Annotated in this window: 30 protein-coding genes and 4 pseudogenes; 29 read left to right on the top strand and 5 right to left on the bottom strand. The window is 48.4% G+C overall.

From position 1 onward, the window contains the following. Positions 1-15: 15 nt before the first annotated feature. The 24 genes and pseudogenes from ACFQ0N_RS19530 to ACFQ0N_RS19645 all read left to right on the top strand — a co-directional run bounded on the left by ACFQ0N_RS19530 (position 16) and on the right by ACFQ0N_RS19645 (position 16,775). The gene (locus tag ACFQ0N_RS19530) at positions 16-1,116 is read left to right on the top strand and encodes a sensor histidine kinase (protein ID WP_379329201.1); all 1,101 of its coding nucleotides are present in this window, start codon (positions 16-18) and stop codon (positions 1,114-1,116) included. Then, positions 1,094-1,714, top strand: coding sequence for a response regulator (locus tag ACFQ0N_RS19535; protein ID WP_379329203.1), 621 nt, complete (start codon positions 1,094-1,096; stop codon positions 1,712-1,714). The genes ACFQ0N_RS19530 and ACFQ0N_RS19535 overlap by 23 nt, the downstream gene beginning before the upstream one ends. A gap of 12 nt (positions 1,715-1,726) precedes the next feature. Further along, on the top strand, positions 1,727-1,939 hold the full coding sequence (locus ACFQ0N_RS19540) for a hypothetical protein (RefSeq protein WP_379329206.1): 213 nt from the start codon (positions 1,727-1,729) through the stop codon (positions 1,937-1,939). Further along, on the top strand, positions 1,936-2,127 hold the full coding sequence (locus ACFQ0N_RS19545; protein WP_379329208.1) for a hypothetical protein: 192 nt from the start codon (positions 1,936-1,938) through the stop codon (positions 2,125-2,127). The genes ACFQ0N_RS19540 and ACFQ0N_RS19545 overlap by 4 nt, the downstream gene beginning before the upstream one ends. Positions 2,128-2,170: 43 nt before the next feature. Beyond that, positions 2,171-2,353 (top strand): annotated as a pseudogene (locus ACFQ0N_RS19550) (MFS transporter); the annotation flags it as partial. A 61-nt stretch (positions 2,354-2,414) separates the two neighbouring features. Beyond that, positions 2,415-3,239 (top strand): SDR family NAD(P)-dependent oxidoreductase, encoded by an 825-nt coding sequence (locus tag ACFQ0N_RS19555; RefSeq protein ID WP_379329210.1) that lies wholly within the window; start codon positions 2,415-2,417, stop codon positions 3,237-3,239. A gap of 31 nt (positions 3,240-3,270) precedes the next feature. Beyond that, positions 3,271-3,849 carry a TetR/AcrR family transcriptional regulator gene (locus ACFQ0N_RS19560; protein WP_379329212.1) on the top strand — a complete coding sequence of 193 codons (579 nt, stop codon included), beginning with the start codon at positions 3,271-3,273 and terminating at the stop codon, positions 3,847-3,849. Between the two features lie 70 nt (positions 3,850-3,919). After that, positions 3,920-5,083: an MFS transporter gene (locus ACFQ0N_RS19565; protein ID WP_379329214.1), complete on the top strand. Its 1,164-nt coding sequence runs from the start codon at positions 3,920-3,922 to the stop codon at positions 5,081-5,083. 247 nt (positions 5,084-5,330) lie between these two features. Further along, a complete protein-coding gene (locus tag ACFQ0N_RS19570; protein WP_379329216.1) occupies positions 5,331-5,903 on the top strand; it encodes a dihydrofolate reductase family protein in 573 nt (190 codons plus the stop codon). Between the two features lie 271 nt (positions 5,904-6,174). Further along, positions 6,175-6,987: an alpha/beta fold hydrolase gene (locus ACFQ0N_RS19575; protein WP_379329219.1), complete on the top strand. Its 813-nt coding sequence runs from the start codon at positions 6,175-6,177 to the stop codon at positions 6,985-6,987. Between the two features lie 103 nt (positions 6,988-7,090). Further along, a complete protein-coding gene (locus ACFQ0N_RS19580; protein ID WP_379329221.1) occupies positions 7,091-7,744 on the top strand; it encodes a DUF998 domain-containing protein in 654 nt (217 codons plus the stop codon). Positions 7,745-7,935: 191 nt separating this feature from the next. Beyond that, complete coding sequence (locus ACFQ0N_RS19585) at positions 7,936-8,370, top strand: YciI family protein (RefSeq protein ID WP_379329223.1); 435 nt, start codon at positions 7,936-7,938, stop codon at positions 8,368-8,370. Then, positions 8,367-9,632, top strand: a complete 1,266-nt coding sequence (locus ACFQ0N_RS19590; RefSeq protein ID WP_379329225.1) for an RNA polymerase sigma factor — start codon at positions 8,367-8,369, stop codon at positions 9,630-9,632. The genes ACFQ0N_RS19585 and ACFQ0N_RS19590 overlap by 4 nt, the downstream gene beginning before the upstream one ends. A 123-nt stretch (positions 9,633-9,755) precedes the next feature. Further along, positions 9,756-10,178, top strand: a complete 423-nt coding sequence (locus tag ACFQ0N_RS19595) for a YciI family protein (protein ID WP_379329339.1) — start codon at positions 9,756-9,758, stop codon at positions 10,176-10,178. A gap of 37 nt (positions 10,179-10,215) precedes the next feature. Beyond that, positions 10,216-10,557: a DUF1801 domain-containing protein gene (locus tag ACFQ0N_RS19600; RefSeq protein ID WP_379329227.1), complete on the top strand. Its 342-nt coding sequence runs from the start codon at positions 10,216-10,218 to the stop codon at positions 10,555-10,557. A gap of 147 nt (positions 10,558-10,704) precedes the next feature. Further along, entirely contained in the window at positions 10,705-11,103 is a 399-nt protein-coding gene (locus tag ACFQ0N_RS19605; protein WP_379329229.1) for a VOC family protein, read from the top strand. A gap of 73 nt (positions 11,104-11,176) precedes the next feature. Then, positions 11,177-12,367: an MFS transporter gene (locus tag ACFQ0N_RS19610; RefSeq protein ID WP_379329231.1), complete on the top strand. Its 1,191-nt coding sequence runs from the start codon at positions 11,177-11,179 to the stop codon at positions 12,365-12,367. Between the two features lie 7 nt (positions 12,368-12,374). Then, the gene (locus ACFQ0N_RS19615; protein ID WP_379329233.1) at positions 12,375-12,917 is read left to right on the top strand and encodes an AAA family ATPase; all 543 of its coding nucleotides are present in this window, start codon (positions 12,375-12,377) and stop codon (positions 12,915-12,917) included. A gap of 349 nt (positions 12,918-13,266) precedes the next feature. Next, the gene (locus ACFQ0N_RS19620; RefSeq protein WP_379329235.1) at positions 13,267-13,857 is read left to right on the top strand and encodes an HAD family hydrolase; all 591 of its coding nucleotides are present in this window, start codon (positions 13,267-13,269) and stop codon (positions 13,855-13,857) included. After that, on the top strand, positions 13,749-14,057 hold the full coding sequence (locus ACFQ0N_RS19625; protein ID WP_379329237.1) for an HAD-IA family hydrolase: 309 nt from the start codon (positions 13,749-13,751) through the stop codon (positions 14,055-14,057). The genes ACFQ0N_RS19620 and ACFQ0N_RS19625 overlap by 109 nt, the downstream gene beginning before the upstream one ends. 4 nt (positions 14,058-14,061) lie before the next feature. Next, positions 14,062-14,511, top strand: a complete 450-nt coding sequence (locus tag ACFQ0N_RS19630) for a metallophosphoesterase family protein (protein WP_379329239.1) — start codon at positions 14,062-14,064, stop codon at positions 14,509-14,511. Positions 14,512-14,582: 71 nt separating this feature from the next. Beyond that, entirely contained in the window at positions 14,583-15,548 is a 966-nt protein-coding gene (locus tag ACFQ0N_RS19635; protein WP_379329241.1) for a glycerol-3-phosphate responsive antiterminator, read from the top strand. A 378-nt stretch (positions 15,549-15,926) separates the two neighbouring features. Next, positions 15,927-16,101: pseudogene (locus ACFQ0N_RS19640) on the top strand (MFS transporter); the annotation flags it as partial. 221 nt (positions 16,102-16,322) lie between these two features. Further along, complete coding sequence (locus tag ACFQ0N_RS19645; RefSeq protein ID WP_379329243.1) at positions 16,323-16,775, top strand: GNAT family N-acetyltransferase; 453 nt, start codon at positions 16,323-16,325, stop codon at positions 16,773-16,775. A gap of 236 nt (positions 16,776-17,011) precedes the next feature. Here ACFQ0N_RS19645 and ACFQ0N_RS19650 read toward each other — a convergent pair. Together ACFQ0N_RS19650 and ACFQ0N_RS19655 are read right to left on the bottom strand one after the other, a co-directional pair. Then, positions 17,012-17,189 (bottom strand): annotated as a pseudogene (locus tag ACFQ0N_RS19650) (PD-(D/E)XK nuclease family transposase); the annotation flags it as partial. Beyond that, complete coding sequence (locus ACFQ0N_RS19655; RefSeq protein WP_379329245.1) at positions 17,147-17,584, bottom strand: helix-turn-helix domain-containing protein; 438 nt, start codon at positions 17,582-17,584, stop codon at positions 17,147-17,149. The gene ACFQ0N_RS19655 and the pseudogene ACFQ0N_RS19650, both read right to left, overlap by 43 nt. A gap of 196 nt (positions 17,585-17,780) precedes the next feature. Between ACFQ0N_RS19655 and ACFQ0N_RS19660 the strand changes: the two are divergent. The 5 genes and pseudogenes from ACFQ0N_RS19660 to ACFQ0N_RS19680 form a co-directional block, all read left to right on the top strand. Continuing rightward, positions 17,781-18,503: pseudogene (locus ACFQ0N_RS19660) on the top strand (SDR family NAD(P)-dependent oxidoreductase); the annotation flags it as partial. Between the two features lie 607 nt (positions 18,504-19,110). Further along, positions 19,111-20,493: a hypothetical protein gene (locus ACFQ0N_RS19665; RefSeq protein WP_379329247.1), complete on the top strand. Its 1,383-nt coding sequence runs from the start codon at positions 19,111-19,113 to the stop codon at positions 20,491-20,493. 349 nt (positions 20,494-20,842) lie between these two features. Further along, complete coding sequence (locus ACFQ0N_RS19670) at positions 20,843-21,244, top strand: Rrf2 family transcriptional regulator (RefSeq protein ID WP_379329249.1); 402 nt, start codon at positions 20,843-20,845, stop codon at positions 21,242-21,244. A 132-nt stretch (positions 21,245-21,376) separates the two neighbouring features. Continuing rightward, a complete protein-coding gene (locus ACFQ0N_RS19675; RefSeq protein WP_379329251.1) occupies positions 21,377-21,847 on the top strand; it encodes a DinB family protein in 471 nt (156 codons plus the stop codon). 195 nt (positions 21,848-22,042) lie between these two features. Continuing rightward, positions 22,043-22,960 carry an NAD(P)/FAD-dependent oxidoreductase gene (locus ACFQ0N_RS19680; protein ID WP_379329253.1) on the top strand — a complete coding sequence of 306 codons (918 nt, stop codon included), beginning with the start codon at positions 22,043-22,045 and terminating at the stop codon, positions 22,958-22,960. A gap of 237 nt (positions 22,961-23,197) precedes the next feature. On the opposite strand, the gene rplD is transcribed toward ACFQ0N_RS19680, so the two are convergent. The 3 genes from rplD to ACFQ0N_RS19695 all read right to left on the bottom strand — a co-directional run bounded on the left by rplD (position 23,198) and on the right by ACFQ0N_RS19695 (position 25,594). Continuing rightward, positions 23,198-23,821, bottom strand: a complete 624-nt coding sequence (gene rplD, locus ACFQ0N_RS19685; RefSeq protein WP_379329255.1) for a 50S ribosomal protein L4 — start codon at positions 23,819-23,821, stop codon at positions 23,198-23,200. Between the two features lie 317 nt (positions 23,822-24,138). Continuing rightward, a complete protein-coding gene (locus ACFQ0N_RS19690) occupies positions 24,139-24,402 on the bottom strand; it encodes a CD3324 family protein (protein WP_379329257.1) in 264 nt (87 codons plus the stop codon). A gap of 157 nt (positions 24,403-24,559) precedes the next feature. Then, on the bottom strand, positions 24,560-25,594 hold the full coding sequence (locus ACFQ0N_RS19695; protein ID WP_379329259.1) for a Cfr family 23S rRNA (adenine(2503)-C(8))-methyltransferase: 1,035 nt from the start codon (positions 25,592-25,594) through the stop codon (positions 24,560-24,562). Positions 25,595-25,778 lie beyond the last annotated feature (184 nt).

Here is a 25,778-nt window from a genome sequence, read left to right on the forward strand (position 1 = left end):
ATGGAAGGAACCGGTATGAACGCCATTGTCAAAATGATCATCTTCGGTTATCTCATTATTGAGCTTATCCTAAGAGGAGATATCCCGTACGAGCAATTGCTCGTTGTGATGATCTCAATCATTATCCAGCTGGTTAAGGAACGATACTACGATTCGTCCTGGTTGACCATCGCAATGCTCCTGCTCACGTGTGCAGGCGTTGCGATGGATTTTCGATTTGCCGTATTATTTGCGCTTGCTGCTTACGATTTTATGCTCAAGAAGTCATGGGTCGGTCTTGGCGCGGTTTTTGCATGTGCGTTTTATTTCCTGGCCAAGTCGCCGCAAATTCATTCGTTTATCGTCTGGATTGCTTTTTGTATTCTCCTCGCATACGTGATACGGAAGAGCAGCGAGGAGGCAAGCCGTTTCACGTCTACGCTGGACAATGAACGGCGCTTGCGTTATGAGCTGGAACAGGCGAAAGCCCAGCTCCTGCATGCATCCAAGGAAATTGCCGGAATTACAGAGGTGAAAGAACGCAACCGGATCGCACGGGAAATTCACGATAGCGTGGGGCATAATTTGGCGGGAACTTTAATCCAACTGCAGGCTGCTTATAAAATACATGGCAAAGATACTGAAAAAGCCATGTCCATGATCAGCAAGTCAATAGATGGTTTAGCTCATGCAGTGGATTTGCTTCGAGACACCGTCCATAATATTAAACCTCGGGAAAGTCTTGGCGCGGATTATTTTCGCTCCATGATTGGGAATTACCGGTTTTGTCCCGTCGACCTGAAGCTGAGCGGAGACTTCAACACGATACCTCCGGCCCATTTGGAGCTGCTCAGCGCCACGATTAAAGAAGCTCTAACCAATACAGCCCGTTACTCCTTCGCGACAATGGTTAATGTCACAATCGACGCTAACGAGAATTTTACGAGATTGTACGTTAAGGATAACGGGAGAGGGTGCGAGAATATCAAAGAAGGCTTGGGGCTCAGCGGGATGAAGGAGAGAGCTCGGAATTTAGGAGGAAACCTCTCCATTCATGCGACCGACGGGTTTATGATTGTATGTGTAATTCCGAGACAGGAAGGCGGGGAGATTGTTGAGATTGCTAATCGTGGATGACGATGTATTAATTCGGGAAGGGCTTAACATTCTGATTGGAATGGAAGATGACTTTGAGGTAATCGGCACGGCTGCCAACGGGCAGGAAGCCTTTGAAATGTGTCAGTTGAAGCAGCCTGATCTAGTGCTCATGGACATTCGTATGCCCGTTATGGACGGCGTCCTGGGCACACAGCTGATCAAACGTCATTTTTCGGATATGAAGGTTGTTCTGCTGACGACTTTCAAGGATGAAGAGTACATCAAAGAGGCTGTTAAGTCGGGAGCGGAGGGTTATATTCTAAAAAACCAACCCCCCGACAGCATCATGGAAAGCCTGCGAGCAGTGGGGAACGGCAATACCGTCTTCGAAAAAGAAGTGGCGCAAACCATATCCGGCATGCTGAAAGATCAGAAGAAAACACCGCTGCCGATGGATGTGAATCCTCGTGAACGGGAAATCCTGGCGCTTGTAGCAGATGGGTTGTCGAATAAGGAGATTGCGAGTCGCCTCTTTCTAAGCGAAGGAACCGTCCGCAATTATGTGACAGCACTTTTGGAGAAGCTTCAGCTCCGCGACAGAACTCAATTGGCTATTTTTTATTTGAATCATGACTGACAGATAGCACAGATGAATACTTGGGTGTTGACGGCTTATTTGATGCTCATCGGAGGCCCGATTCTATTATTGGCAAGCATCGTAATCGAACAGCCGTATTTCTCGATTAGCTATTCGACTGCATTGCCGCTCGCGCTGGTACTCGTTTGGCAAGTGCTCTTTGGTTCGATCGGCAACTTTGCAGGCTTGTTTTATTTATTGAAACATGCGGATCGGGAAAAGTGAGCGCTTTTCTGTTCCTGGCGCCTTTTTTCACTGCGGTCTCGGGATGGTTCATGCTTGGGGAGCCGATTGGGCGGAACATGGCAATCGGCGGCATTTTTATTGCGGTAAGCTTGTTTCTGGTCAACTGGCCTGCCAAACAGCGGAAGAAGCGGGCCGAAACCGGAGTGAAATTCGATGCCGGCTTATGAAATGCTGGTTGTAAGACTTGCAGGGGAACCGCCTCGATTGACGTCTCAATTGCAAGGCATTCGAGAAGGATTCGGTTATCTGAAAGAAAATGCATAAATCCAGCGGTTACTCGTGTTCTAGGTTATCGCCATGTTTTTATTCAGTCCAGCCGCTTTTCTAGCCCCTTTAATGGTCAGCCGCTTTTTAGGCCCGGAAGTGATGCGACTCTCGGCAAGCGAACTTACTTCAAATCATTATTGAATGTTCATTAAAAAACTGGTAAGCTACTTGGTAAAGGAGGTGCCAAGTGAAGAATATTGTGATTTCAGGCGGAACCGACGGGATAGGTAAGGCGCTCGCGCTTACTTATCTAATCCGAGGGGATAACATCATCGTCATTGGCCGTAATAAGGAGAAGGGAAAGGCGTTCATCGAAGCTGCCAACGAAATTGACGCTGGCACGAGGGCTTATTTCATCCAAGCAGACCTGAGCCTGGTCAGCGAGAACAAGAAGGTTATCGAGGAGATCAAGTCGAAATTCTCTGTGGTGGACGCGCTCGTACTTTGCGCGCGGCATTATCGTACGACACGGTTGGAAACGGCGGAAGGGTTCGAGGACAATTTTGCGTTGTTCTACCTCAGCCGTTTTCTCCTCAGTCACGGTCTGGTCGAGTCGTTGGAGAAGGCCGATAACCCGATTATCATGAATGTGGCCGGGCCTGGAGCCGACCTATCCGTGATCCACTGGAACGATCTCTGGCTTGAGCAGGGCTACAACGGAGGCACGGCGTTGACCCAAGGCGGCAAGTTGAACGACCTGCTCGGTGTCTCCTTCGCTGGCAAGCACGGAGCGGGCCGAATCCGATACGTTCTGTTCCACCCGGGCACAACGTCTACCAGTTTCTCCGGCGAGTACGATGAGCCAACGGCGGCTCACATCGTGGCGATGAAGAAATTCGGGAAGCCGGTGGTGGAGAGCATCGAACCGATTGTCGTTATTATCAACGCTCCGCCGACCGAGCCGCTGAGCGCTTTCGTGGAAGGCAAGCGGATCAGCGTGGAGCACAAGTCCTTTGACAAGGACGCCGCAAAGCGGCTCTATGACGTCACCGGGGAATTACTGTCAAATTGACTTAAAGTTGTTTGTACGAGGAGGGAACATAGTGGCCAGACCCAGAGAGTTCGATACGACAGAGGTTCTTTCCAAAGCCATGGATTATTTCTGGAAGTATGGTTATGAAGGTGCGTCCATGCAAGAATTGGTGAATCATGTGGGAATCAAGGCGCAAAGTCTTTACAATACTTTTGGGGGCAAACGCGACTTGTTCTTCGCGGCGCTCAAGCATTATGTCAATCAAAGTACGGTGGTTCATACGCTCGAACATACGTCTTCGGGAAAAGAAGCCATCACTCAAGTGTTCCGTGAATTGCTGGCAGATCTTGCCCGTTCGGATCGAACGAGGGGATGCTTCATAAACAATACTTGCGTAGAACTCGCACCGCATGACTCCGAGATTGCCGATTTTATAGAAAAGGAAAGAATCCGTCTTGAACGCGCTTATTACCTTGCATTGATCCGAGCCAAGGAACAGGGAGAAATCAATGAGCGCTATCAGGATCTTATGGCACTTGCGCGATATTTGAACAATGCGCAAGGGGGATTGATGGTTACTGCCAAGACAGTAACGGATATGACGGTTCTGGAAGACATCGTTGAGGTCACTCTTTCGATATTCGATTGAAAGATGGCCCCTTTTTTTCTTCTTTTTTTAATGAATGTTCAATAATGTGATGGATAAAGGGAGATTGAAAATGAACAAGAACTTGGTCCTTTATTTACTTGCCTTTTGCGTTTTTGTCATGGCATCTGCCGAAATTGTTGTAGCGGGTATTCTGGGAATGATTGCACAGGATACGAATGTGTCCGTAGGTATGGCCGGGCAATTGGTGACCGTATATGCCATTGTCATTGCGGCTGGATCCCCCGTTCTGCTATCACTAACGTCAGGGATGGAAAGGAAAAACCTTCTTCTGCTTACCTTTTTTGTTTTCGTCATCGGTAATTTGCTTGCCTTCTTTAGCGCTAATTTCACCATTCTCATGGCTTCCAGAATTGTTCAGGCGGCAAGTGCGGGTGTGTTTACAGTAGTCGCTTTGACTGTAGGCGCAAGTATGGCAGCGCCGGAGAGGCGGGGCAGTGCTATCAGCATCATAATCATGGGTGCAAGCACGGCCTTGGTCGTCGGCGTTCCGCTTGGGACTTTAATAGGAGAATATTGGGGGTGGCGTTTTGTCTTTTTGTGTATCAATATTCTAGCCCTGTTTTCAATCATCGGGATTGCTGCATCTGTTCCCAAAATGGAAAGTCAGGAATCGGTTTCGTTAAAAACTCAGCTTGCGGTATTGCGGAATCGCCGAATCATTAGCGGATTGTTCATTACGTTTTTTTGGGTCATAGGGTATCAATTACTATTTACCTATATATCCCCCTTTCTACAGGAGGCTGCAAGCCTCCGTACAACACAGATCAGCGCAGCTCTATTCATATGCGGAATATTTGCAGTAATAGGTTCGCGTATCGGGGGATACGGCGCTGACCGGTGGGGGATTTACCGGACTCTGCTTGTCAGTCTGCTGCTCCACGCTGTGTCGCTAGCGGCACTTCCCTGGGTGGGAATAACATTTATAGGGGCTATAATGATCCTTGCCGTTTGGATAGGATCTGCCTATATGACAACGCCTGCACAGCAGTACTATCTTGTGTCGCTTTCTCCGAACTCCTCCGGTTTGGTACTCAGCTTGAACAATTCCGTGCTTCAACTTGGAATAGCTATTGGAGCCGGTGCAGGCGGATGGGTGGTAAACCAAACATCAGTCATGAATCTGGGCTGGATTGGAGCAATTAGTATTGTGATCGGCATGTTTACCGTATTTTACTCGTTTTCATTAAAAAGTAAATCACTAAAAGAAGCCTAATGCAGCCTCATAAAGGAATCGATTAACCTGAAACGGGACGATCACTCAACAAGCTGAGTATGGGGTGAGGTCGTTTATATCACTATATTCAAGATTGCCACAAAAAGAATGGCAGGGATGTCGATTTGCCCTTCTCTCGTTCGTAGTCTTTATAGCGGCGAAGTTCAGTTGACCTTGGATAAAGGATATTCGGGGGATACGCAGCGTTTTGGAATCGACCGCACGACACGAAGGGACGGATATAACAATGGGAAAAATCATCATGCAGCAATTCATTACGTTGGATGGAGTCATGCAGGCACCGGGCGATCTTCATGAATTCGAGTATGGGGGCTGGCAGCGGTCATATGTTGGCGAGGAGCACCTGGCGCTCATTGTCGAGCAGGCCCACGCGGTTGAAGCGCTTCTTCTGGGGCGTAAAACTTACGAGAGCTTCGCGGCAACATGGCCGTCAGCGACCGGCATGCTGGGGCTGGCCGATCGGATGAACGGCATGTCGAAGTTCGTGGCTTCGAGAACCCTGAGCCATGCGGATTGGAATGCCACTATTATCCATGGCGACGCGGCCGAAGAAGCAGCGAAACTCAAGCAGGAGCTCAAAGGAGACTTGCTGGTCGTAGGCAGCGGCGATCTTGCACAAACGCTGATGAGTCATCATCTCATCGACGAATACCGGCTCTGGGTTCACCCTGTAATCTTGGGTCGCGGACAACGGCTGTTCAGAGAGGGAAGCGAGAAGGCTGCTATGCGCCTGATGGACGCCAAAACGCTAAGATCAGGTGTCGCGATTCACATCTACCAGCCCGAGATAGGCCATTAACAACAAAGCCATCTGAATTCATTCAACCAAAGACGTCTCCATCATCGTTGCGTAAGTGGAGATGGAGACGTCTTTTTGCCCATTCAGATGAGGATCATGGCTCGACACGTTGGTTGATCCAGTAATATCATTCGCAATGACTGCTAAGGAGAATACGGGGGCATACGGTACCATAAAAAAAATTTGCGAGTGTGTCGAATTCGCCGTTATCGGTTCGTCGTCTAAATAGAGGCTCAAATTAAATCAGGTTTAACTGAAAAGGAGACATACGATGCACACAGTAACTTCGAAGGACGGTACAAAGATTGCCTATGATAAAGTTGGTCAGGGACCGTCACTTATTCTGGTTGCGGGCGCGTTCAGCTATCGCAAATTCCCTGGACAAGTGCAGTTGGCTCATCTGTTGTCAGAGCATTTCACGGTCTACAATTACGACCGCCGCGGCCGAGGCGATAGTGGAGATACACCGTCTTACACCATCGAACGCGAGATGGAAGATCTTCAGGCCATGATTGATGAAGCCGGTGGCTCGGCCTTTGTTTGGGGATTGTCATCTGGCGCGGTTCTGGCTCTGCAGACAGCGGCGGCAGGGGCTAATATTAAGAAACTCGCTTTGCATGAACCGCCTTTAGTAGTCGATGATGCGGGTCACAAGCCGCCAGAAGATTTCGTCAAGAGCGTTTCAGTGCTTATATCCGCGAATCGCCGGGGCGAGGCCATTAAGTATTTTATGACCAAGGGGATGGGTGCGCCTTCATTTGTGGTCAGTTTGATGCGCGTGATGCCAGGCGTGTGGTCCAAGCTCATGGCTGTTGCCCATACGCTTCCTTACGACGCTGCCTTGCTCGATGGATATATGGATGGAAAGGCACTACCTGAAAAATTGTGGGATGCCGTTACGATGCCAACCCTTGTGATCGAAGGAACGGAGAGTCCGGTTGCGTTGCGTCATGGTGCCCATGCACTGGCTGGAAACCTTCCAAATGCAAGGCTGCTGAGCAAAAAGGGACTTGGTCATACCAAAAAACTCGATACCAAAAAGATCTCATCCGAGCTTGCAGCATTCTTTATGGGCAATCGCTAAGCTCCGGCATGTAAAGGGCTATTTAAACCTCACTTCTAAAACTGCAATTACGTCCGGACATAATAGATCATAAATTGGACAATGAGAGGGGAAGAAGATTATTATGTTTACAAACAAGCGGAATACAAGGGCGATTCGTCTGCTTCTGATGGGCGGGGTTGTTTCAACACCGCTGTTCTACGTAGCAGCCATTATTCAATCGTTTACACGTACAGGATTCGATATCAGGCGACACGCCATCAGTACCCTTACGTTGGGGGATATGGGATGGATTCAAAGCGCTAATTTCTTCCTTACAGGATTGCTTGCTGTATGTGCAGCGATTGGAGTGCGACGTTTACTTCGAGGGCGTATGGGAGGCACGTGGGGTTCGTTGCTCATTGGAGTCTATGGGATTGGCATGATCATGGCAGGTCTGTTTCGCCCGGATCCTGGCCTCAGCTTTCCCTCAGGTGCCCCTGCGGAAATGCCGACATCGATGAGCGGCCATGCAGCACTTCATTCCGTGGCGTTCTTTACAGCATTTATTTGTCTAATTGCGGCAAGCATTGTCTTTGCACGTCGGTTTGCTACACAAGGCGAACGTGGTTGGAGTATCTATTGTATTGCATCTTGTATTCTTGCGCCTGTGCTTATCGTTATTGGCTCGAGTATCGCTACTTGGATTGGCGTTATCATGGGGTGCGCCGGAATTGTTGCTTTCGGTTGGGTTTCGGTTCTTGCCGCTAGATTACGTGCTGAAGCTCTTCAGGTTTAGGTTCACCAAGAGTGAAGAGTGAATTTTGCTGCTTGATGCATAACATGGTGAAATCAATCTGCATTAGGTTATGCCCTTAACACGACGGCTGGAAATTCATTTCTGTTCATCTTATACTTTAGTGCCACTTATATAGTTGATTTTTTAAACAAATAAGAAAGCTTCGCCATAATATTAGGAGGTATCGACCTATGAGATTTATGTTAATTGTCAAAGCTACAACCGATTCAGAGGCGGGAGTCATGCCTAGCCAGGAGTTGATCGATGCCATGCAGAAGTATAACGAAGAATTGGTCAAGGCCGGCGTGCTGCTGGCGGCGGATGGACTGCAGCCTAGTTCAAACGCAATCCGGATTTCTTATCCGGAGCCCGGGGGCAAGCCCAAAATGATGGATGGCCCGTTTACAGAGGCAAAAGAGTTGATTGCCGGATATACGCTGATTGAGGTCAAATCGAAGGAAGAAGCGATCGAATGGGCACTGCGTATGCCGGATCCGCATGGATTTGGGCAGGGTGAGATTGAGCTCAGACAGGTGTTCGAAGCGGAGGACCCCATGGAGAATCCCGAAACGCTGGCCAAGGAAACGGCCCTTCGCGAGCAAGTCAATGAGCAGAAAAAAGCATGAATTCGTTTCAGACACATCGAACCATTGATGCCATATGGCGAATGGAATCGGCGAAGCTTATCGCGGGACTGACGCGAATGGTAAGGGACGTGGGTCTCGCGGAAGATCTGGCCCAGGATGCCTTGGTGATTGCCCTTGAACGATGGCCGGAGATCGGCATTCCGGACAATCCGGGTGCCTGGCTGATGACAACAGCGAAGCGGCGCGCGATCGATTTTATGCGAAGGAGCAAGCTGCGCGATCAGAAGTATGTAGAAGTTGCCCGCACGATGGATTTGTATACGGAGGATGACGAGAACCTTACTTTAGACGGAGAGATCGGCGACGATCTCCTTCGTCTGATCTTTATGACCTGCCATCCGGTGTTATCGCAGGAGGCTCGGGTGGCGCTGACCCTTCGCTTGTTGTGCGGACTTACTACGGACGAAATCGCACGTTCTTTCCTCGCTGCTGAATCCACGGTCGCCCAGCGGATTGTCCGGGCAAAGAGAACTCTCAGCGCCGAGAAGGTCCCTTTTGAGGTACCTGCGGGGAAGGAACTTAAAGACCGCATGTCTGCCGTACTCGAGGTCATTTACCTGATGTTCAATGAAGGGTATTCAGCAACTTCCGGGGATCAATGGGTTCGGCCGCTGTTATGTCAGGAAGCGCTTAGGCTGGGACGCATTCTCGCTGAAATTGCGCCTGATGAACCGGAAGTCCACGGCCTGGTTGCTCTCATGGAGATTCAAGCATCGCGGTTGAAAACTCGCGTTAACGCGATCGGAGAACCCGTCCTTCTCATGGATCAGAACCGTGCGAAGTGGGATCAACTGCTGATCCGCCGCGGCTTGGCGGCGCTGGAGCGCAGCCGGAAGCTGGGACAGCCGCTTGGGCCTTACTCGCTTCAGGCTGCGATTTCCGCTTGTCATGCCCGGGCGAGTTCCGAAGCTGAGACCGATTGGATCCGCATTGCGGCCCTTTACGAAGCACTTGCGAGGAAGGCTCCTTCGCTCATCGTTGAATTAAACCGTGCGGTTGCCATATCCATGGCTTTCGGTCCGGCCTTCGGGCTGCAGATCGTCGACGAGTTGAATACCGAACCTTCTTTAAAGGGATACCACTTGCTTCCAAGCATTCGCGGCGATCTTCTTGCGAAACTGGGGCGGTACGATGAAGCCCGGGCAGAATTTGAACGCGCTGCATCGATGACCCGAAATACCCGGGAGCGGGAACTTTTGCTTCAACGGGCAACGGAATGCGGGTTAGGCACATCCAAATAATTTTTTCTCCTTATGTCGATGACGGGGTTTCCCGTTCGTCGTGTTAGTAGGGAAGGGGATAGCAGCTGCGGGCTGCTGTCTCAAGTCAGCTTCCCACAGAAGGAGGAAACCCAATTGCGATTTATGTTGATAATCAAGGCGACCGGGTACTCGGAGGCTGGGGTCAATCAAAGTCAGGAACACATCGATGCGATGATGACGTACAAGAAGTCTTTGGCCAGAGTCGGTGCGCTTCTAGCCGCCGAAGAGCTTCGCCCCAGTTCCAGCGGAATGAGGATATGTTATCCGTTGGCAGGCGGGGAGCCGGAGATACAGGCCGGCCCTTTTCCGGTAGATCAGGAGCTCGTTGCGGAATATACGGTGATCGATGTAAGGTCGGAGAACGAAGCTCTGAAATGGGCACTTCGGATGCCGGTTCCAGCGGGCCGCGAGTGTACGATTGAAATACGAGGGCTGGAAGAGAATGCGAATTCCCTGTCGCAATCTGGCATGCAGACCATGGAAGCTGATTTGCAAGATCATCTCCACATGCTAAGAAGATTATAGTGATTACAATTTTCAAATTTAAAGGAGCGTATGAAGAATGAATCAGGAAGTAACCGATTTTATCGAGGCGTTAAAAGAACCGTGGCACAAGGAAGTTACCGTCAGTCTTCGTGAAGTGGTCCACCAAGTGATTCCCAATGTACATGAAAGAATTCAGTATAAGAAGCCACACTTTTTGAAAAATGGAAAATATGCCGCAGCTATCTCGACAGCGAAAGAAACGGTTAGTTTTACCATTTTTAATTGTTCAGATTTAATGTTCCCGGGGGGCATGTTCGATGGTCCTCCAGAAAGAAAAACATTGAAGCTGCGCAAAGGGGAGACGTTTGATTCAGAACTATTGGTATCGCTGCTAAGTCAGACTTCTAGCTCGCTTTAGTTGTAAAGGCGCCGCGGGCAAAGTCGCGATAGACATCGGAAATTGACTTATCCTTTGGCATGCATGTCGATTTTCATGTCCTGCGTTCGTCGTCCTTATAGATGCCGGATCTGGGAGCACAAATCAAACCATGAGAGGAAGATTCCAATGAATGCAAAGTTAACTCCGTACATCGTTTCGACAGACGCAAGAGCACAAGCCAAGTTTTACATCCAGGCATTGGGTGGCGAGGTCCAATCCGTGATGACACACGGTCAACTGCCTGGCGCCGCTGAGGAGATCAAGGACAAAGTGATGCACATGGTGCTGTCGGTAGCCGGGGGGAACGTGCTGTTTCTGTCCGAAGCCTTCGGTCAGGTCGGCACGGAGGGTAGTATCGCCTTCGGACTGACCTTCAGTGATCTGGAAGCGGCAAGGCAAGCTTATGCCAACCTCGCAGAGGGCGGTACGCAGACGTATCCGTTGGAAATGGGGCCTTGGGGAGCGCACTATGGCGAGGTCGTAGACAAGTACGGGATCAACTGGAAGATCTCGCAGCAAGTTTAATCTAATTTCAATACTGTCATTCTCGATCTACAAGAAGAATGAGATCACATTCAGTGTATCGTTGAGGAAGGACATGAAACAACTAATAACTAACTCTGTATTTATTAAGCTTACCATTTCAAGTATATTGCAATCCGCTGGGGTATGGATCCGAAATATGACATTGCTGTTTTTTGTGATGGATCTGACAGGCGGCAATCCGTTGGCTGTTTCCATGCTAACCGTTGTGCAGTATGCCCCGATTTTTATTTTTTCCATAGTGGGTGGAGTGCTGGCGGATCGCTGGCGTCCCAAGGCGACGATGATTTACGGGGAATTGTTCAGCTTTTTATCTATTCTCCTGATCATGGCAGGTATCCGTACGGGATATTGGCAGGCCGTCTTTGTGACGGGTGCCATATCCTCTATTGTCTCGCAATTTTCTCAGCCTTCTGCGGCAAAAATCATCAAGCAGCACGTACCCGAAGAGTTGATTTCAACGGCCATGGCCGTATCACAGACGCAGAAGTCTTTATTTCTGATTGGCGGTCCTGCTTTAGGGACGGCTTTCTACAACGGATTCGGACTGGAAGTATCAATTGGTAGCTTGCTGATCCTGTTTTTGCTTTCCGCCCTTTGCCTGAGTTTTTTACCGAAATCCGTATATGAAGAAAGGAGGGATCGGTCTTCTTTTTCATCCGAGTTTACAGAGGGTTTTAGATATTTGCAGAAGAACCGAGATTTGGGAGTCTTTCTAATCATCTTTGCACTAGTAGCACTGGGGGAGGGGTTATTAAAGCCAGTGGAAATTTTTCTGGTCCGAGACCGTTTGCAACTGCCCGTAGAAAATGTTCAGTGGCTGACGGGATCCATGGGCTTGGGAATGCTTGCAGGCGGAATTTGCGCAGGTATTTTCGTTCGCTCTATTTCCGGGAATAAAGGGGTTATTTACAGTCTCTTTCTTCTTGGAGGATTGACGATGATTGAAGTGTGGTCGATCTGGCCGTGGTTGACCGGATTCGTGCGATTTTTGATGGGGATCGCCATCGCTCTTGTCCAGACCTTCCTATCTTCATTTATGCTTACAGCCGTGGAAGGTGCTTATATCGGTCGGATGAACGGTATGATCTCTCCCGTGTTTACAGGTTCCCTGCTTATCGGATCTTCGGTTTCCGGAATGTTCTTGAATGCAACTTCTTTGTTTTTCGTGTATGTTACGGCAGGTTTCATTTTTTTAATCGCCGCGTTCTTCAGTTTCAATATTCAATCGATCAAGGAAAGGTGAGATAGCTATGCTTCCACAGGAAAAAAGAGGAATTTTTGTAATCACTGGTGTTATGGCCTCGGGAAAGTCGACGGTCGCTCAACTGCTTGCTGAAAAATTTGATAAAGGCGTTCATTTGCGCGGAGATACATTCCGAAGGATGATCGTGAGCGGAAGAGAGGAAATGTTGCCGGACTCGGAAGGAGAAGCGATCAATCAGCTTCGCTTACGTCACCAAATTACCGCTGCTGCCGCAGATGCTTACTTTGAAGCGGGGTTTAACGTCGTGATACAGGATGTTATTATGGGTTCCATGCTTCAGGAAACCGTAGCGTTTATTCGAAATCGTCCGTTGTACGTTGTTGTGCTGACGCCAAATCAGGAAGTGATAGCAAGCAGGGAAGCAGCTCGACCGAAAAAAGGGTACGGTTTGTGGACGGTAGCTGAGCTTGACCGCAGATTGCGCGAAGAAACGCCTAAGATCGGTATGTGGCTTGACTCATCGGATCTATCCGCCGGGGAAACCGTGGAGCAGATTTGGCAGAAAGCATGGTCGGAAGCTTTTGTTTGAATATAAATGACATATGTACCTTTGAGGAAGGATTTGTACCGAAAACGGAACATGATGAAAGGAAGGGACGGTCTTCTTTCCTGGCTATCTAAGAGACATCTCGCAAGGGAAGCATGAGAACCAAACTCAAAATCTGCGGACTGGATCCCAATAATTTACTCAAAGTTCTTCAAATACCATCAAATCCGTAAGCGATTGCCCTGCGCTCGCGCTGGCCCCATTGCCAAGCTCCGCATCTTATGCCATAATGAGGGTGATTGTTTAGGGTGAAGGATGAGAGAAAGCTCTAGACGGCAAACGGAACGCGATCCGAATCGCGGCTCTATTTGCCGTTCGGGGCTTTTTTTGCGTGAAGCCCTCAGTTGAAGGGGAGGGAGGGAACGGGTGGTTGCGGTCAAAATACGAAACGGTGGAGGAATTGCTGAGGAGGGCCGACGCCGTCGCGCCGGGGGCGCGGGACGTCGTGGCGCGGCTGCGAGCCGCGGGCAAGCGGATGGCGTACGTCACCAACAATTCCCGGCATTCTGCGGCCGAGATCGCCGCGAAGCTGCGCGGGCTGGGCCTTGCGGCGGAAGCGGAAGACGTCGTTGCGGCGACCGAAGGCGTCGGACGGTATGCGCGGGAGCGCTACGGCGCGCTGCGGGTCAAGGCGGCGGCAGGACACGAAGTTGTCGGCATCGACGACGAGGCTTGCCCCGAAGCGGTCGTCGTCGGCCTGGACCGGGCGTCGCGTATGCGAAGCTGGCTCGGCTGGTCCGCGACATTGAGCGGGGAGCGAAGCTTATCGCCGCTAACGCCGACCGGTCCCATCCCGGGTCGGGCGGGGCGAGCGTGCCTGAGACCGGCGCGCTTGTCGCGGCGATCGAAACGGCCGTCGGTGCGCGCGCGGAATTCGCGGGCAAGCCGGAACCCCATCTGTTTCGGTACGCGCTTGAGCTAGGCGGTTGGCAGGCCGGCAACTGCGTCATGGTTGGGGACAATTACGGCACCGACATCGTCGGGGGCAAGCGGGTCGGCATGCTTACGGCGTGGCTTAGCGGGCTGGACGAATCGGCAGCCGCATCTTCGGCAAGCTCGCATCCGGACGCGGATCTGATCGTTCGGCATTTGCCGGACATCCATCACTTATTAGGAGGCTGAGGCAATGAAGTTCAATCATCTTCTCGTTTCTAGCGACAAGCAGGCGATCATCGAAGTGGAGGGGCTGGCGCGTCCGCTGACGATTTTTCACCTGACGGACTGCCATATGAACGAGACGGACGATCGGGAAGGTGCGGGCGCGCTTGTCGAGTCGATTCGCGCATACGGCCTCGACGCGCTCGATACCCGGCACCGTTTCGAACGGGCGCTCGCATACGCCGATGAGCATGCAGTCGATTGCGTCGCGTTGACCGGCGACGCGGTGAATGGCGCCACGCAGGGGAACCTGGATTACTTGACCGGACGTCTTGAGGCGCTTCAGGCCCCATACCTCTATACGCCGGGCAACCATGACTGGGAATATCCGTTCGAGCCCTGGAACGAGGAGACCCGCAAGGCCCAGTACCCGAAGTTTGACCGGCTGAGGGAGGCAATCCGGCTTTTCGGGCGCTGACGCTTCAAAGGGTCGACCTGCTCGCGGTCGACAACAGTACGTACCAGATCACGGACGAGCAACTGGCGTTCGTGGAAAAGCGGCTGGCAGGCGGCGCACCCACGCTACTGTTCATGCATATCCCGATTTACGTTCCGAGCTTGCTCGGCGATGTGATGAAAAACTGGAGCGCGCCGATCATGATGGCGGCTGAAGGCTGGGATCCCGAGCTGCAGGCCAAATGGAATGTGGCGGACGCAACTCCCGCCACCCGGGCTTTTTACGACTTGCTCATGGCCAATCCGCACGGTAACGTGATGGGCGTGTGTTCTGCGGGCACGTTCATTTCGCCCACGCGGACGCGTTCGGCCGGGGTTCGTGCCAATATGTCGCGCAGGCCGGCTTCGCAGGCGGATACCGGATCGTTCGCCTCGTTCCGCTGCGCTGAAGCGAGAGGAGATTCCGTGATGTCGTTACTGTATCAAATCGGGCAACGCCCCATCATCGCCGCGCTGCGATCGGTCGATCGCCTGGACGGCGCCTTGGAAAGCGGAGCGGACCATTTGTTTTTCATGGGCGGAAGCGTGAACGAACTGGTTCCCGCCGTGCGCGCGGCGAAGGAACAGGGCAAGGGTGCGTTCGTCCACATCGATCTCGTTCGCGGGCTGTCCAGCACCGACAAGGAGAGCATCGACTTTATCCGCGGCTTCGTCGGCGCCGACGGCATCGTGACGCCGAAGAGTCATTTGATCAAGGAGGCGAAGCGGGCGGGCTTGTACGCGATCCTACACTTGTTCGCGCTCGATTCGCTCGCGCTTGACAACGGCCGGAAGCTGGCGCAGTCGGCGCGTCCGGACGCGGTCGAGCTAATGCCCGGAGTCATTCCGAAAGCGATCGCGGCGCTGGCCGACGCGCTCCCCGACATCCCGGTCATCGCCAGCGGCCTCATTCAAACGCAACAGGAGGCGGCGGCCGCGCTGAACGCCGGAGCCACCTCGCTGTCGGTCAGCGAGCCGTCGCTGTGGGGACTCTCGTTCGAGGATTTGCGGCAATCTTGACCGGATTGGGCATAAAGGCGGCGGACGTTCCCGTGGAGGGGGTGGCCGCCGTTTCCGTGCCGTGGAGGAAGACGCTATCCTGGCGGTCTATCCCGGCGACAAAGGTCAATGGCTTGTTTTCCTTTCTCATGGACATTCCTGATTTGAAGTAATACCCTTCTTTTGCTTTTGGTTGATCTTACGGGATTTTCGGAGCGGCGCGCATGCCGGTGTAGCAATAGACAGAAGATTTTCACAGAAATAATGGCAGGGATGTCGATTTGCCCTTCTCTCGTTCATAGCCTTTATAGCGGCGAAATTTAGCTGACCTTGGATGAAGGGAATTCGGGGGTACGCAGCGTTTTGGAACCGACCGCATTAACGTTTTTGGGTGCCGTTACGCTGGGTTGGATGCCGCTCATTTTTGCCATCTTATTTTTACGGAGTGCGGTCGCCAATTTCTTCATTCCGGCCGAAGCGGCGATGGTGCAAGGGGTTTTGCAAAAAAGATGAGTATACGACTGCAGCGGGATTAAACCAGATGGTCATGAGCGTTTTTATGCTGTTCGGTAACACACCTTTGCGATAGTTTGTTTTCAGACTTCCTCGACGATCCAACATCTTTGCTGATCTATGTTATTCTATGAATGAAACGGATGATTGAAAGCGTCAAACTACTTGTTTAACGCGTTGTTTCTAAAAATAGCGGCATCCCACTTTCAGAATTTTGTTGAAAAATGTATATCATGGTAATGAGGGATCTATTATTTTATCAATGAAATATTGGAGGTCACTATGGAATTTAAAACTGCAACTGTAAACCATCTTCCCGCAATTGTTCGTCTATTAGCAGATGATGAATTGGGTTCTACCCGTGAGCGTTTTGAACACCCACTGCCAAAAGCATACATTGATGCTTTTGCAAAAATTGAACAGCAGATTGGGAATTCCATAATCGTTGCTTTGGATAACAACGAAGTTATTGGTTGTCTTCAGCTTACCATTATTCCGGGGATTGCAAGATTAGGAATGACACGTGGTCAAATTGAGGGTGTTCGTATTGACAGTGATTATCGAGGCAAAGGAGTTGGAGAAGCCTTATTTCGTTATGCTATTCATGAAGCTAGAGCTATGGGTTGCGAGATGATTCAACTGACAACTGATAAAAAACGTAAAGATGCCCATCGGTTCTATGAACGACTTGGATTTGTTGCTAGTCATGATGGTATGAAACTTTTACTCGATTAGTTATTGAACTATCGGGATCGATAGTTCAATGAGGCAGGCTATACCTTTATTATTCAGTTTAGATCCGTGGATTGCTTCATTACTGACGTATAGTCTAAAACTAGTTTACAAATACCTGTTGATTTAGAAGACCGGGTCCTTGTGCCATAAGGGGTTCCGGTCTAAAACATTGTTATTACTGAACACAAGAAATCGAACGGTGTTATGGAACGTATCCGTCAGTTCGGCCCATGAGTTAGATACTTCTGTCTGTCTTCATACAATCGGCGGGCCTCAGCATCCTGACTAAGAAATTCCAATTGTGTCCATTGCTTTTTTCAATACAGGCTTATTCATCGTCAGCACCTCCCAATTGGATTTACCGACACCTTTCAAGAAGAGTAACCAGCTGACCAATCCACCGCTCTCAACGGGAGCTGCGTGACACGAAGCAGACGCACACAGGGATACGGCATGCTTTGAACCATTTGTTTAAATGCCGGGGTTAACTTATGCTGCTGCGTACTTCTTTCCTGAGCGACGTAACGTCCCGCAAGTTTGTGCATATATTCCCGTTCGGGTGACGTTAAACCCAGGACATGGGCAATGCTGTTCAACACCTCCGGTGAAGCGGTTACTTCTCTTCCTTGCTCCAACCATGTATACCAAGTGATGCTAACATTCGCGAGGTGAGCTACTTCCTCGCGCCGTAAACCCGGGGTTCTGCGATAAGTATGGCCTGTGGGTAAACCAACTTGTTCGGGAGATAACCGGTTTCGATGGGATCTCAAAAAGTTCCCCAATATCTTGCGATTTTGTTGGGCGTTCATTTTGCGTCCCCTTTCTGTCAACGTAGTTAATTTACTAACTGGTTCAATTATAAAAGGTCTGTTATTCTCTACTCATATTTACTCTCGGAGGGATCCAGAATGAAGCCGATCGACAAACAAGTAATCCTCGTTACAGGTGCCACAGACGGAATAGGAAAACAGGCAGCCATAAACTTAGCCAACTGGGAGGAATCGCGAAAGAAGCGAAACCATAACCGAAGAAATCTATCAACTGACGGGTAATTCAACCGTTCAAAGTTATTATGCAGATTTTGCGTCGTTACTTGAAGTGAAAAAAATGGCCGATCAAGTCAACCGCGATCACGCCCATCTCGATGTGTTAATAAATAATGCGGGGGTTGGTGGAGGAGACCTGAGGGAAACGACCCGCGATCTTAGCAAGGATGGTTACGAATTGCGGCTAGCCGTAAATTACTTAGCCCCGTTTCTCCTTACAAATGAACTGCTTCCTCTTCTGACTAAAGCTCCTTCAAGAACCGTAAATGTCGCATCTATAGGGCAAAGTTCCGTTGATTTAACGAATCTTATGCTGGAACACGATTACTCTCGTTTACATGCTTACACGCGCAGTAAACTGATGATGATTACCTGGACATTCGAGTTAGCCGAACGATATGGAACCAAACGAGTGGTCTTTAATGCGCTGCATCCCGGGAACCAACTTAATACGAAGATGGTGAGTCAAAGTGGATTCACACCAATAGAGAACGTGCAGTCAGGTGCCGATTCCATCCTACATCTCGCTATATCCTCGGAGGTAGACGGGCTTAATGGGAATTACTTTAATGAGAAGCAACCAGATCAAGCTAAAGAGCAAGCCTATGATCGTGATTTCCGTTTAAAGCTTTGGGAGGCTAGCGAGACTTTAATCCGCAAAATCGTAACAATAAGCAAATAGCATGTACGTAGATATCGCTGCGCTCTCCCTGTCTCTGATTATCGTAACTACCAAAGAAATGCTCTAAAATTTAGTATTTTTTTTATCGGATATTTATTCTAACTAAATTTAATACTATTGATCCGACAAAAGCAATATCAGAATTGTCAGGAACGATGTTGGCAAAGTTTATGACGATATCAAGGATGAAGGAAATAAGAAGCTCATGCGGCGGTCTATTTTGAAGATCCGGATGGTAACGTGTTGGAACTGATCGCTCCTTTGGGATGGACGTTGAAGAAGATTTTGATATGATGACCTTGGAAGAATGATTGAACCAGATCGTGTTCAATGCATTTCATGTTTGTCCGTTGCATGGTAAAATAGAGTGAATTTGAGGGATGTGAATGCATGCCGTAAACCAGTATATGTTATGTTCAAACAAGGATGCGGCATCATCATCTTGTTCCTTATGTCGACAAGCCGGTTCATCTCGCTCTGCTTCCGTGCCCGATGACATGGCGCCCACGTTGAGAATTGCTTTCGGTCATGTGAAGCGGCAGGCATCGGCATGCGCAGAAGGAAATAACGCTGCATTATAATCCTGCAAGGGGTGAGGAGGTACGACATGCCTGAGAAGTTGAAACGTAGAACGCTGCCTGACGAATTGATGTTTGCCGACCCCAGGAAGTGGTTTCGGGCATACAGTAAACTGCCGGAAGGCGAACAGTACGATTGGATAATGGAGACGCTGGACTGGAAGCTGGCGCCCGATTTTTTTGAGACGTTGCCGTTTGCCGAATGTATCTTTGAACTTGCTGAGAGGAAAGATCCCTCCAAGTATGCGGCGTTGATCCGCAAATTGCGCTATCATCCTGATTTTCACCGGGAAGAATTTCAATATTTCGAGGATGAGTTGGCCGCTTACCATCTGTTTCTCGATGAAGAACACAAGGCTGCGGAATCGCTGCGGTACTACATGGAAGCTCCGGTGAAAGGCATTGATCAACTGATTCAGTTGGTGCAGCTTCTTGTGTATTACCGTAAAATGGATCTGGCCGTGGAGTGCGCGCGGCAAACTTACGAGGAAATCGTGGCCTCGCCGGAGTTGCTTGACGGAGCGGGGGAGCCGTTCGCCGACCTGATGTTCATGTGGCGGTTTCAACAAGCATATGTGCACATCAAAAATGGACAGGAAGTCGATTGGCGTGCGCTGCAGCAAGAACTGGAAGGTTATGATATCGTCATGGAAGACGAAGTTCTTGAGCGGAATCGAGCCGCGGTCAGCCGACTGTCGTCAGAAGACGAAATCCTCTTGAGCGATTATCCGATCGATGAAAGGAACGGTTCGGGTTTGTTCAGGCGGGACAACATGTGGAAGTTCGTTAAACAGATGCACGACCGAAAGCAGATGGATTTCCCTTTGGGCGAGGCGATATGGCTCGGAGCATTCCGATTTTTAATGGAACGGAAAAAGAGGAAGCGATCTATATTAACATGGGAAGACTGGTTCATTTTTTCAGAACGTGAATTGGAAGCCTATCTGGCAAGGATGGCCGGAGGATTTTTTTCAAACCGCCAGGCTGAGACGTTTGCCGTGCTATGGGGCATGCCTTATGTCTATGATTTCTTGTTCGAGCGTAATGTTATTTCAGAAAAACTTCATATCAACGCATTGCGGCAGGTTGCCCGGTTGAAGACCAAAATGAGAAACGCTTATCGGGATGAACTTTGGAAGTATGCGTTCGTTGACCGCTGGCCAGCTGCAGATTATGTTGAGCGAGAGTTTTTGGAGACGGAAGATAATGAAGAAGATGACCTGGATTTGCTTTATAATGAAGACGATGATTATGATCCGGAGTATGACGATGAAGATGGCGACAAAATATGGTCCAACCCGTCCTACGGAGAGCCGTTAAAAGAACGCCGCGGCGACAGTACCAAAGTGAAGCAAAAGAAGAAAAAAGCTCGCAAAGAAGCGAAAAATCAACGCAAGAAAAACCGGAAATGAACTAAATGAAAGTAAGATTGCAGAGACTTCATTAAATTCCACTTATGTTACGATGACGTAGAAGTTTCAGGCACTTGTGCGGAAGTCGAGGATGTAGGCCCGAAAGCCGCGTATTTACGCGTACGGTTCAGGTCCGTGTGGGCTAACCCTCCGTGGAGGTTCGAGTCCTCTCGACCGCACCACTTCATCAATGACAGGTTTCTGATCTGCTTTTTCTAGCAGAGAAGGAACCTTACCTTTTTGTGATTCCCGACGGACTTTTCCGAGAAAAGCGCATGTTTTATCCTTGACGTAATGAAACATATTAGTTATTCTAGATATCTAGAGTCCTTGTTTGAGGTGATTATGAATGAAGTTCTCAAAGGCTACTGATTATGCTCTCCATACAATGCTCTTTCTTACTGCGGCGACTCCGCAAAAACCAATGAGTGTGCAGCAGTTGGCGGAGCGTCAAAGAGTGTCTCCAACCTATTTGTCCAAAATACTGACCAAGTTGGTGAAGGCGGGCATGATTGAATCGATAACGGGTGTGAATGGCGGCTATCGACTCAAATTAAATTGGGAAAATATTTCGTTCCTAGATATTATTCATGCGATTGAAGGGTCGGCCTCCTTGTTCGATTGCAGTGTCGATCATGGACCAGGATGCCCGATTCAAAAGGTGGTGTTATCGGCAGAAGAGAAGATGGAAGAAGAGTTGAGAAATCAGAAAATGTCAGATCTTGTGCGGGAACTGAATATAGGTATATAACACTTCTTTTTATAAGCCAATTAAAGATAACTCATACCTTTAAAAGCTGAGATATTGAATTTTAGATGGGAGAGTAGTACAGCTTATTATTCAATCCTCACAGAAGAATCGTCAAAAGGAGAGAGGGAGAAGATGGATGTATTCGAAAGTCAGTATGAATTGATCCAACGCACAAGGGAATCATTATTTCGTTATTGCGAAAGTTTGTCACCCACTGATTATGTTAAAGAAGTTGAAACCTTAGGCGGACTTTCTATTCGCAGTCTGCATGCTCATGTAGCCGATTGTTATCGGGTATGGTTGGGGAATCGTGCCCTTGGTAAATCACTTCCCAAAGTAAAACCAGAATCCGTTGAGAATGTACAGAAAATGCGTGAAGTATTTAAGAAAACGGATGCCCTGGTTTATGAATTTCTGAATGAATTTAAAAACAAATGGGATCCTACCATTCAAGCATCCTGGCAGAGTGGCAGCGTAGAGTTAACCGAATTATGGCTATTTACGCACACCATCACGCACGAATTTCATCATAGAGGACAAATTGTAAAAATGGGCAGGCAACTCGGGTATATCCCGCCGAAAATGAACCTCGCTAAACCTTAGTATTTCATGGAGATACTTTCTATAAGCCAATTAAAGATAACTCATACCTTTAAAAGCTGAAATATTGAATTTTAGATGGGAGAGTTTGCAAAACCAGAATATGTACAGTAGAGAAGATAGGGGTTAGCCCTAATTTTCAATAAAAGCCGAATAATTAACAAATGAATTTCGAGACTATCAAGGAGGGATACAAAGATGGACAATGTGAAGCTTCTGGACGTAGCGATTATAGGCGGGGGACCGGCCGGTTTGAGCGCCGCTCTCATCCTGGGGCGCGCGAGAAAACAAGTTTCCGTCATTGACGAGGGCCGTCCCCGCAATGCTGTGACACGCGAGGCGCACGGATTTCTGACACGCGATGGGATCAGCCCGAGCGAATTTCGCGGCATCGCGAAAGAACAGTTAAGCAATTATCCGTCCGTGACGCTGGCAGAAGATTCGGTGGTGTCGATTGAGGGAGAGGATGGTCGCTTTCTTTTGAAGACGACGCAAGGGATGACGATCACCAGTCGCAAGCTGCTATTTGCCGTCGGCATGAAGGATCGGCCGCTGGATATTCCGGGCCTGTCCGAGGTATACGGGAAAAGCGCATTCGTCTGTCCATATTGCGACGGTTGGGAATTAAAGGACGAGCCGCTGGTTGTCATAAGCAGAGGGGCCGCGCTTATGCACTTCGCTCCGCTTCTGTCGGGGTGGACGAAGCGGTTTGTTGTCTGCACGAACGGCCCCGACGAGCTGAGCGAGGCCGAGCGTGAGGAACTACGCAACCATCAAGTACCACTTTTCGATTCCTCCATTCGTTCGATTAATTCCAGCGCCGGAATGGTGAAGCAAGTCGTACTCGAAGATGGGACGACGCTACCGTGTACGGGAATCTTTTTCAAACCTGAGCTGGTACCGGGATCAGACTTGCCGCAGTCGCTAGGCTGCCGCGTCTCGGAAGCGGGGGTTGTTTCAGTCGACGAATTCGGAAAAACGAGCGTTCCCGGCATTTACGCTGCGGGTGACGCAACCTCACAGATGCATCAAGCTATTGCTGCCGCTGCCTCGGGAGCAATAGCTGCAGCGTCGGTAAACAATGAACTGAACAAAGAGGCTTGGCTGCGAGAATAGCTTGTTCATACGACGCTGTGTTGGCAGGTAAGAGGATAAGTGGAGCGGCCTACAGTTCCGTCGGCCGCTCATTTATTTTTTACACGCGAAACATAAAAGGATTATAGGATTGTACGATATCAGTAGAAAACTGATACGGTTTGACGTTCAGTTAAGACTAACAATGCAATACTTAGACAATTGCCTTTTAGGAAATATGCTCATACTGATTCTAGAAAATTCTGGTATTTGCCTTCGTTAAGAGTACATTTCCGTAATCATAGTGACAGCTTCTTTAGCGATTATTAATTTATCGCAATTCAGAATATTATATACATTAAGTGAATCAGCTACAGCGGTTTCTACACCAGGGATGTTATTGGCGCTTTTAAAAACAAAGTTATTTATCAAAGGTGTAACAATTAGCACCTTATTCTCCGCCCCAAGAGCCTTAAGCATAGCTGCGATAGACTTTGTCCTGTAATTTTCTAACTTGATCTCGTCAACGACAATGAATTCTTTGTTCTGTACTTTGCTAGATAATGCAGATTTTATAGCAAGCCGCTTAACCTTTTTATTGAGTTTGTAGCTGTAGTCGCGAGGTTTAGGAGCAAACACAACTCCTCCGCCACGCCAATGAGGCATACGAATCGAACCTGCCCTGGATTGATCAATTTTATTCTGCTTATATGGTTTTCTGCCACCGCCTCTAACTTCACCACGTGTTAATGCAGATTGTGTTCCACTGCGCTTATTTGCCAGATAATTTAGAACTGCATCATGCATAACCGATTCATTGGGAATAAGACCAAAGATGGATTCTTCGAGCTCCATTTCACCAATATTAATACCTTCCATATTAAAAATAGTAACATTCAACATTATTCTTTCCTCCAGATCCTAAACTTTCACGATATCGATACCCACATCCGCATTAAAAGCTTCAGTGTATTAGAAACCCTATTAATTAACGTTCTTTGTATATTTACGATAGCATCCATTATTTTAACCTCCGTTTGCCCTGCTACATTTTAGAAGAACCCTTTGTTATAAAGGTAACAGATAGAAATCACATAAACTATATACAAAACGGTTCTGTAATGTCTGGTATAACCTTTAAGAAAAAGTCCATAAAGGTAGTTTAAAAAAAAGATGATCCCGTGTGAGTACAGGGATCATCTTCTAAAAGCGTAGTGTTATTATTTGTTATAAATGATTTTTCTGATAGCATATACAGAAAGGTAGTAAGATTCTGCAAGTTCTTGAATCGAATTACCAGATGTATATGCTTGTATTATTTCACTATTTCGCTTATCAATCTCTTCACGAAAACCGGATAATTCTCCCCAATTTTTATGTTGATCTTTTATTGTGGGAATGTAGATATATTCACCTTGTACAAAATTTTGTAATTTTTCAACTAATTCTTTTGGGAGAATTTCATTAGCGTTGATATATTTCATGTAGACTCACTCCTTGACTAAATTTAATATCTCAAGTAGCAAAGCCAGCATGATTGGTGATGATGTTTTTCCATACAAATATCACCAAATATCTGTCTTTGCATGGAATCGAACATGGGTGATTGTAATATTCTTATGAGACAAAATTCATTCTCCTTTATTTGTTGTGTCCGTATAGCTGACCGCATGCTGCATCAATGTCCGTTCCGAATTGAGTTCGCACAGTGACTTTGATTCCCTTCGACTTTAAGATACTGACAAACTTTTGAACCCGATCTTTGTCCGATTGATGAAAGCTTTCAGGCGTCACGTCGGTTGAATTGTAGGGGATCAGATTGACGTGATATAAATGTTCCCAAGGACCTCTGTGCTTTAACAAAGCAGCAATGGCTTCCGCATGCTCATTTGAATCGTTTTCTCCTCGAAGTAATATATACGCAATATATACTTTTCTACCTGTATCACGAATATGCTGATCCAACTTGTTTAACACATCATGAAGCGGAAACCGATTGTTAATGGGCATTAGCTCGCTCCGCTGTTCGTCGAACGGAGAGTGCAGTGAAAAGGTCAGGTTAACCTGTGGGAATTCTTTTGTCAGACGATCGATACCCGGCAAAATTCCGATGGTGGAAACTGTAATTCTTCGATGCCCCAAGCCAAAGGTTCGTGGATCTGTTAGAATCGTAAGCGTGTCGAAGAGATTAGGATTGGCTAGCGCCTCTCCCATGCCCATAAACGAAACACTATCCAAGGCTTGACCATTTAAATGAAAGTATAACAGTTGATCGGTAATTTCATCAGCGGTTAGATTTCGTTTCAGTCCGATTGCACCTGTAGCACAGAAGCGGCAACCATATCCGCATCCGCACTGGCTGGAAATACAGTATGATTTCCAGCCGCGCTCATAGCTTAGTTGAACTGCTTCTATGCGTTCACCGCCCTCAATGGAAAAAAGCACTTTATTCACTTGTCTGGATGTCTTTTGCATGACAGGGGTTAAGTTCAAAACGTGTTCGCCAAGGTGCTTAATTAATTCGTTTCTTATACCCTTGGGTAGTATGGTCATTCTGTCATATTCACCAATTCTTTGCTTGAAGATCGCATCCGCAATTTGTTGAAACCGATATGCGGGTTGTTTCAATTCTGTCAATATGCGTTGAATCATTTCGTATTTCGAAGTTGATTTCATGTTTTTTCTCCTCTTGAGCCGGAGAAAATGCCTTAAGCACCAATAGAAGGTGCTTAACATCTACATTAACCAACTACATAAAACTCACGATGCATGCAGCTCTAGTCGCTATGTGCATCTATCGATAGATGGATAATGCTCCGGCATCCGTTTAGTTTGATCGTGAACCGTACCAACGGACAAT

The organism is Paenibacillus sp. GCM10027626 (assembly GCF_042676285.1).
Classification (GTDB): Bacteria; Bacillota; Bacilli; order Paenibacillales; family Paenibacillaceae; genus Paenibacillus_Z.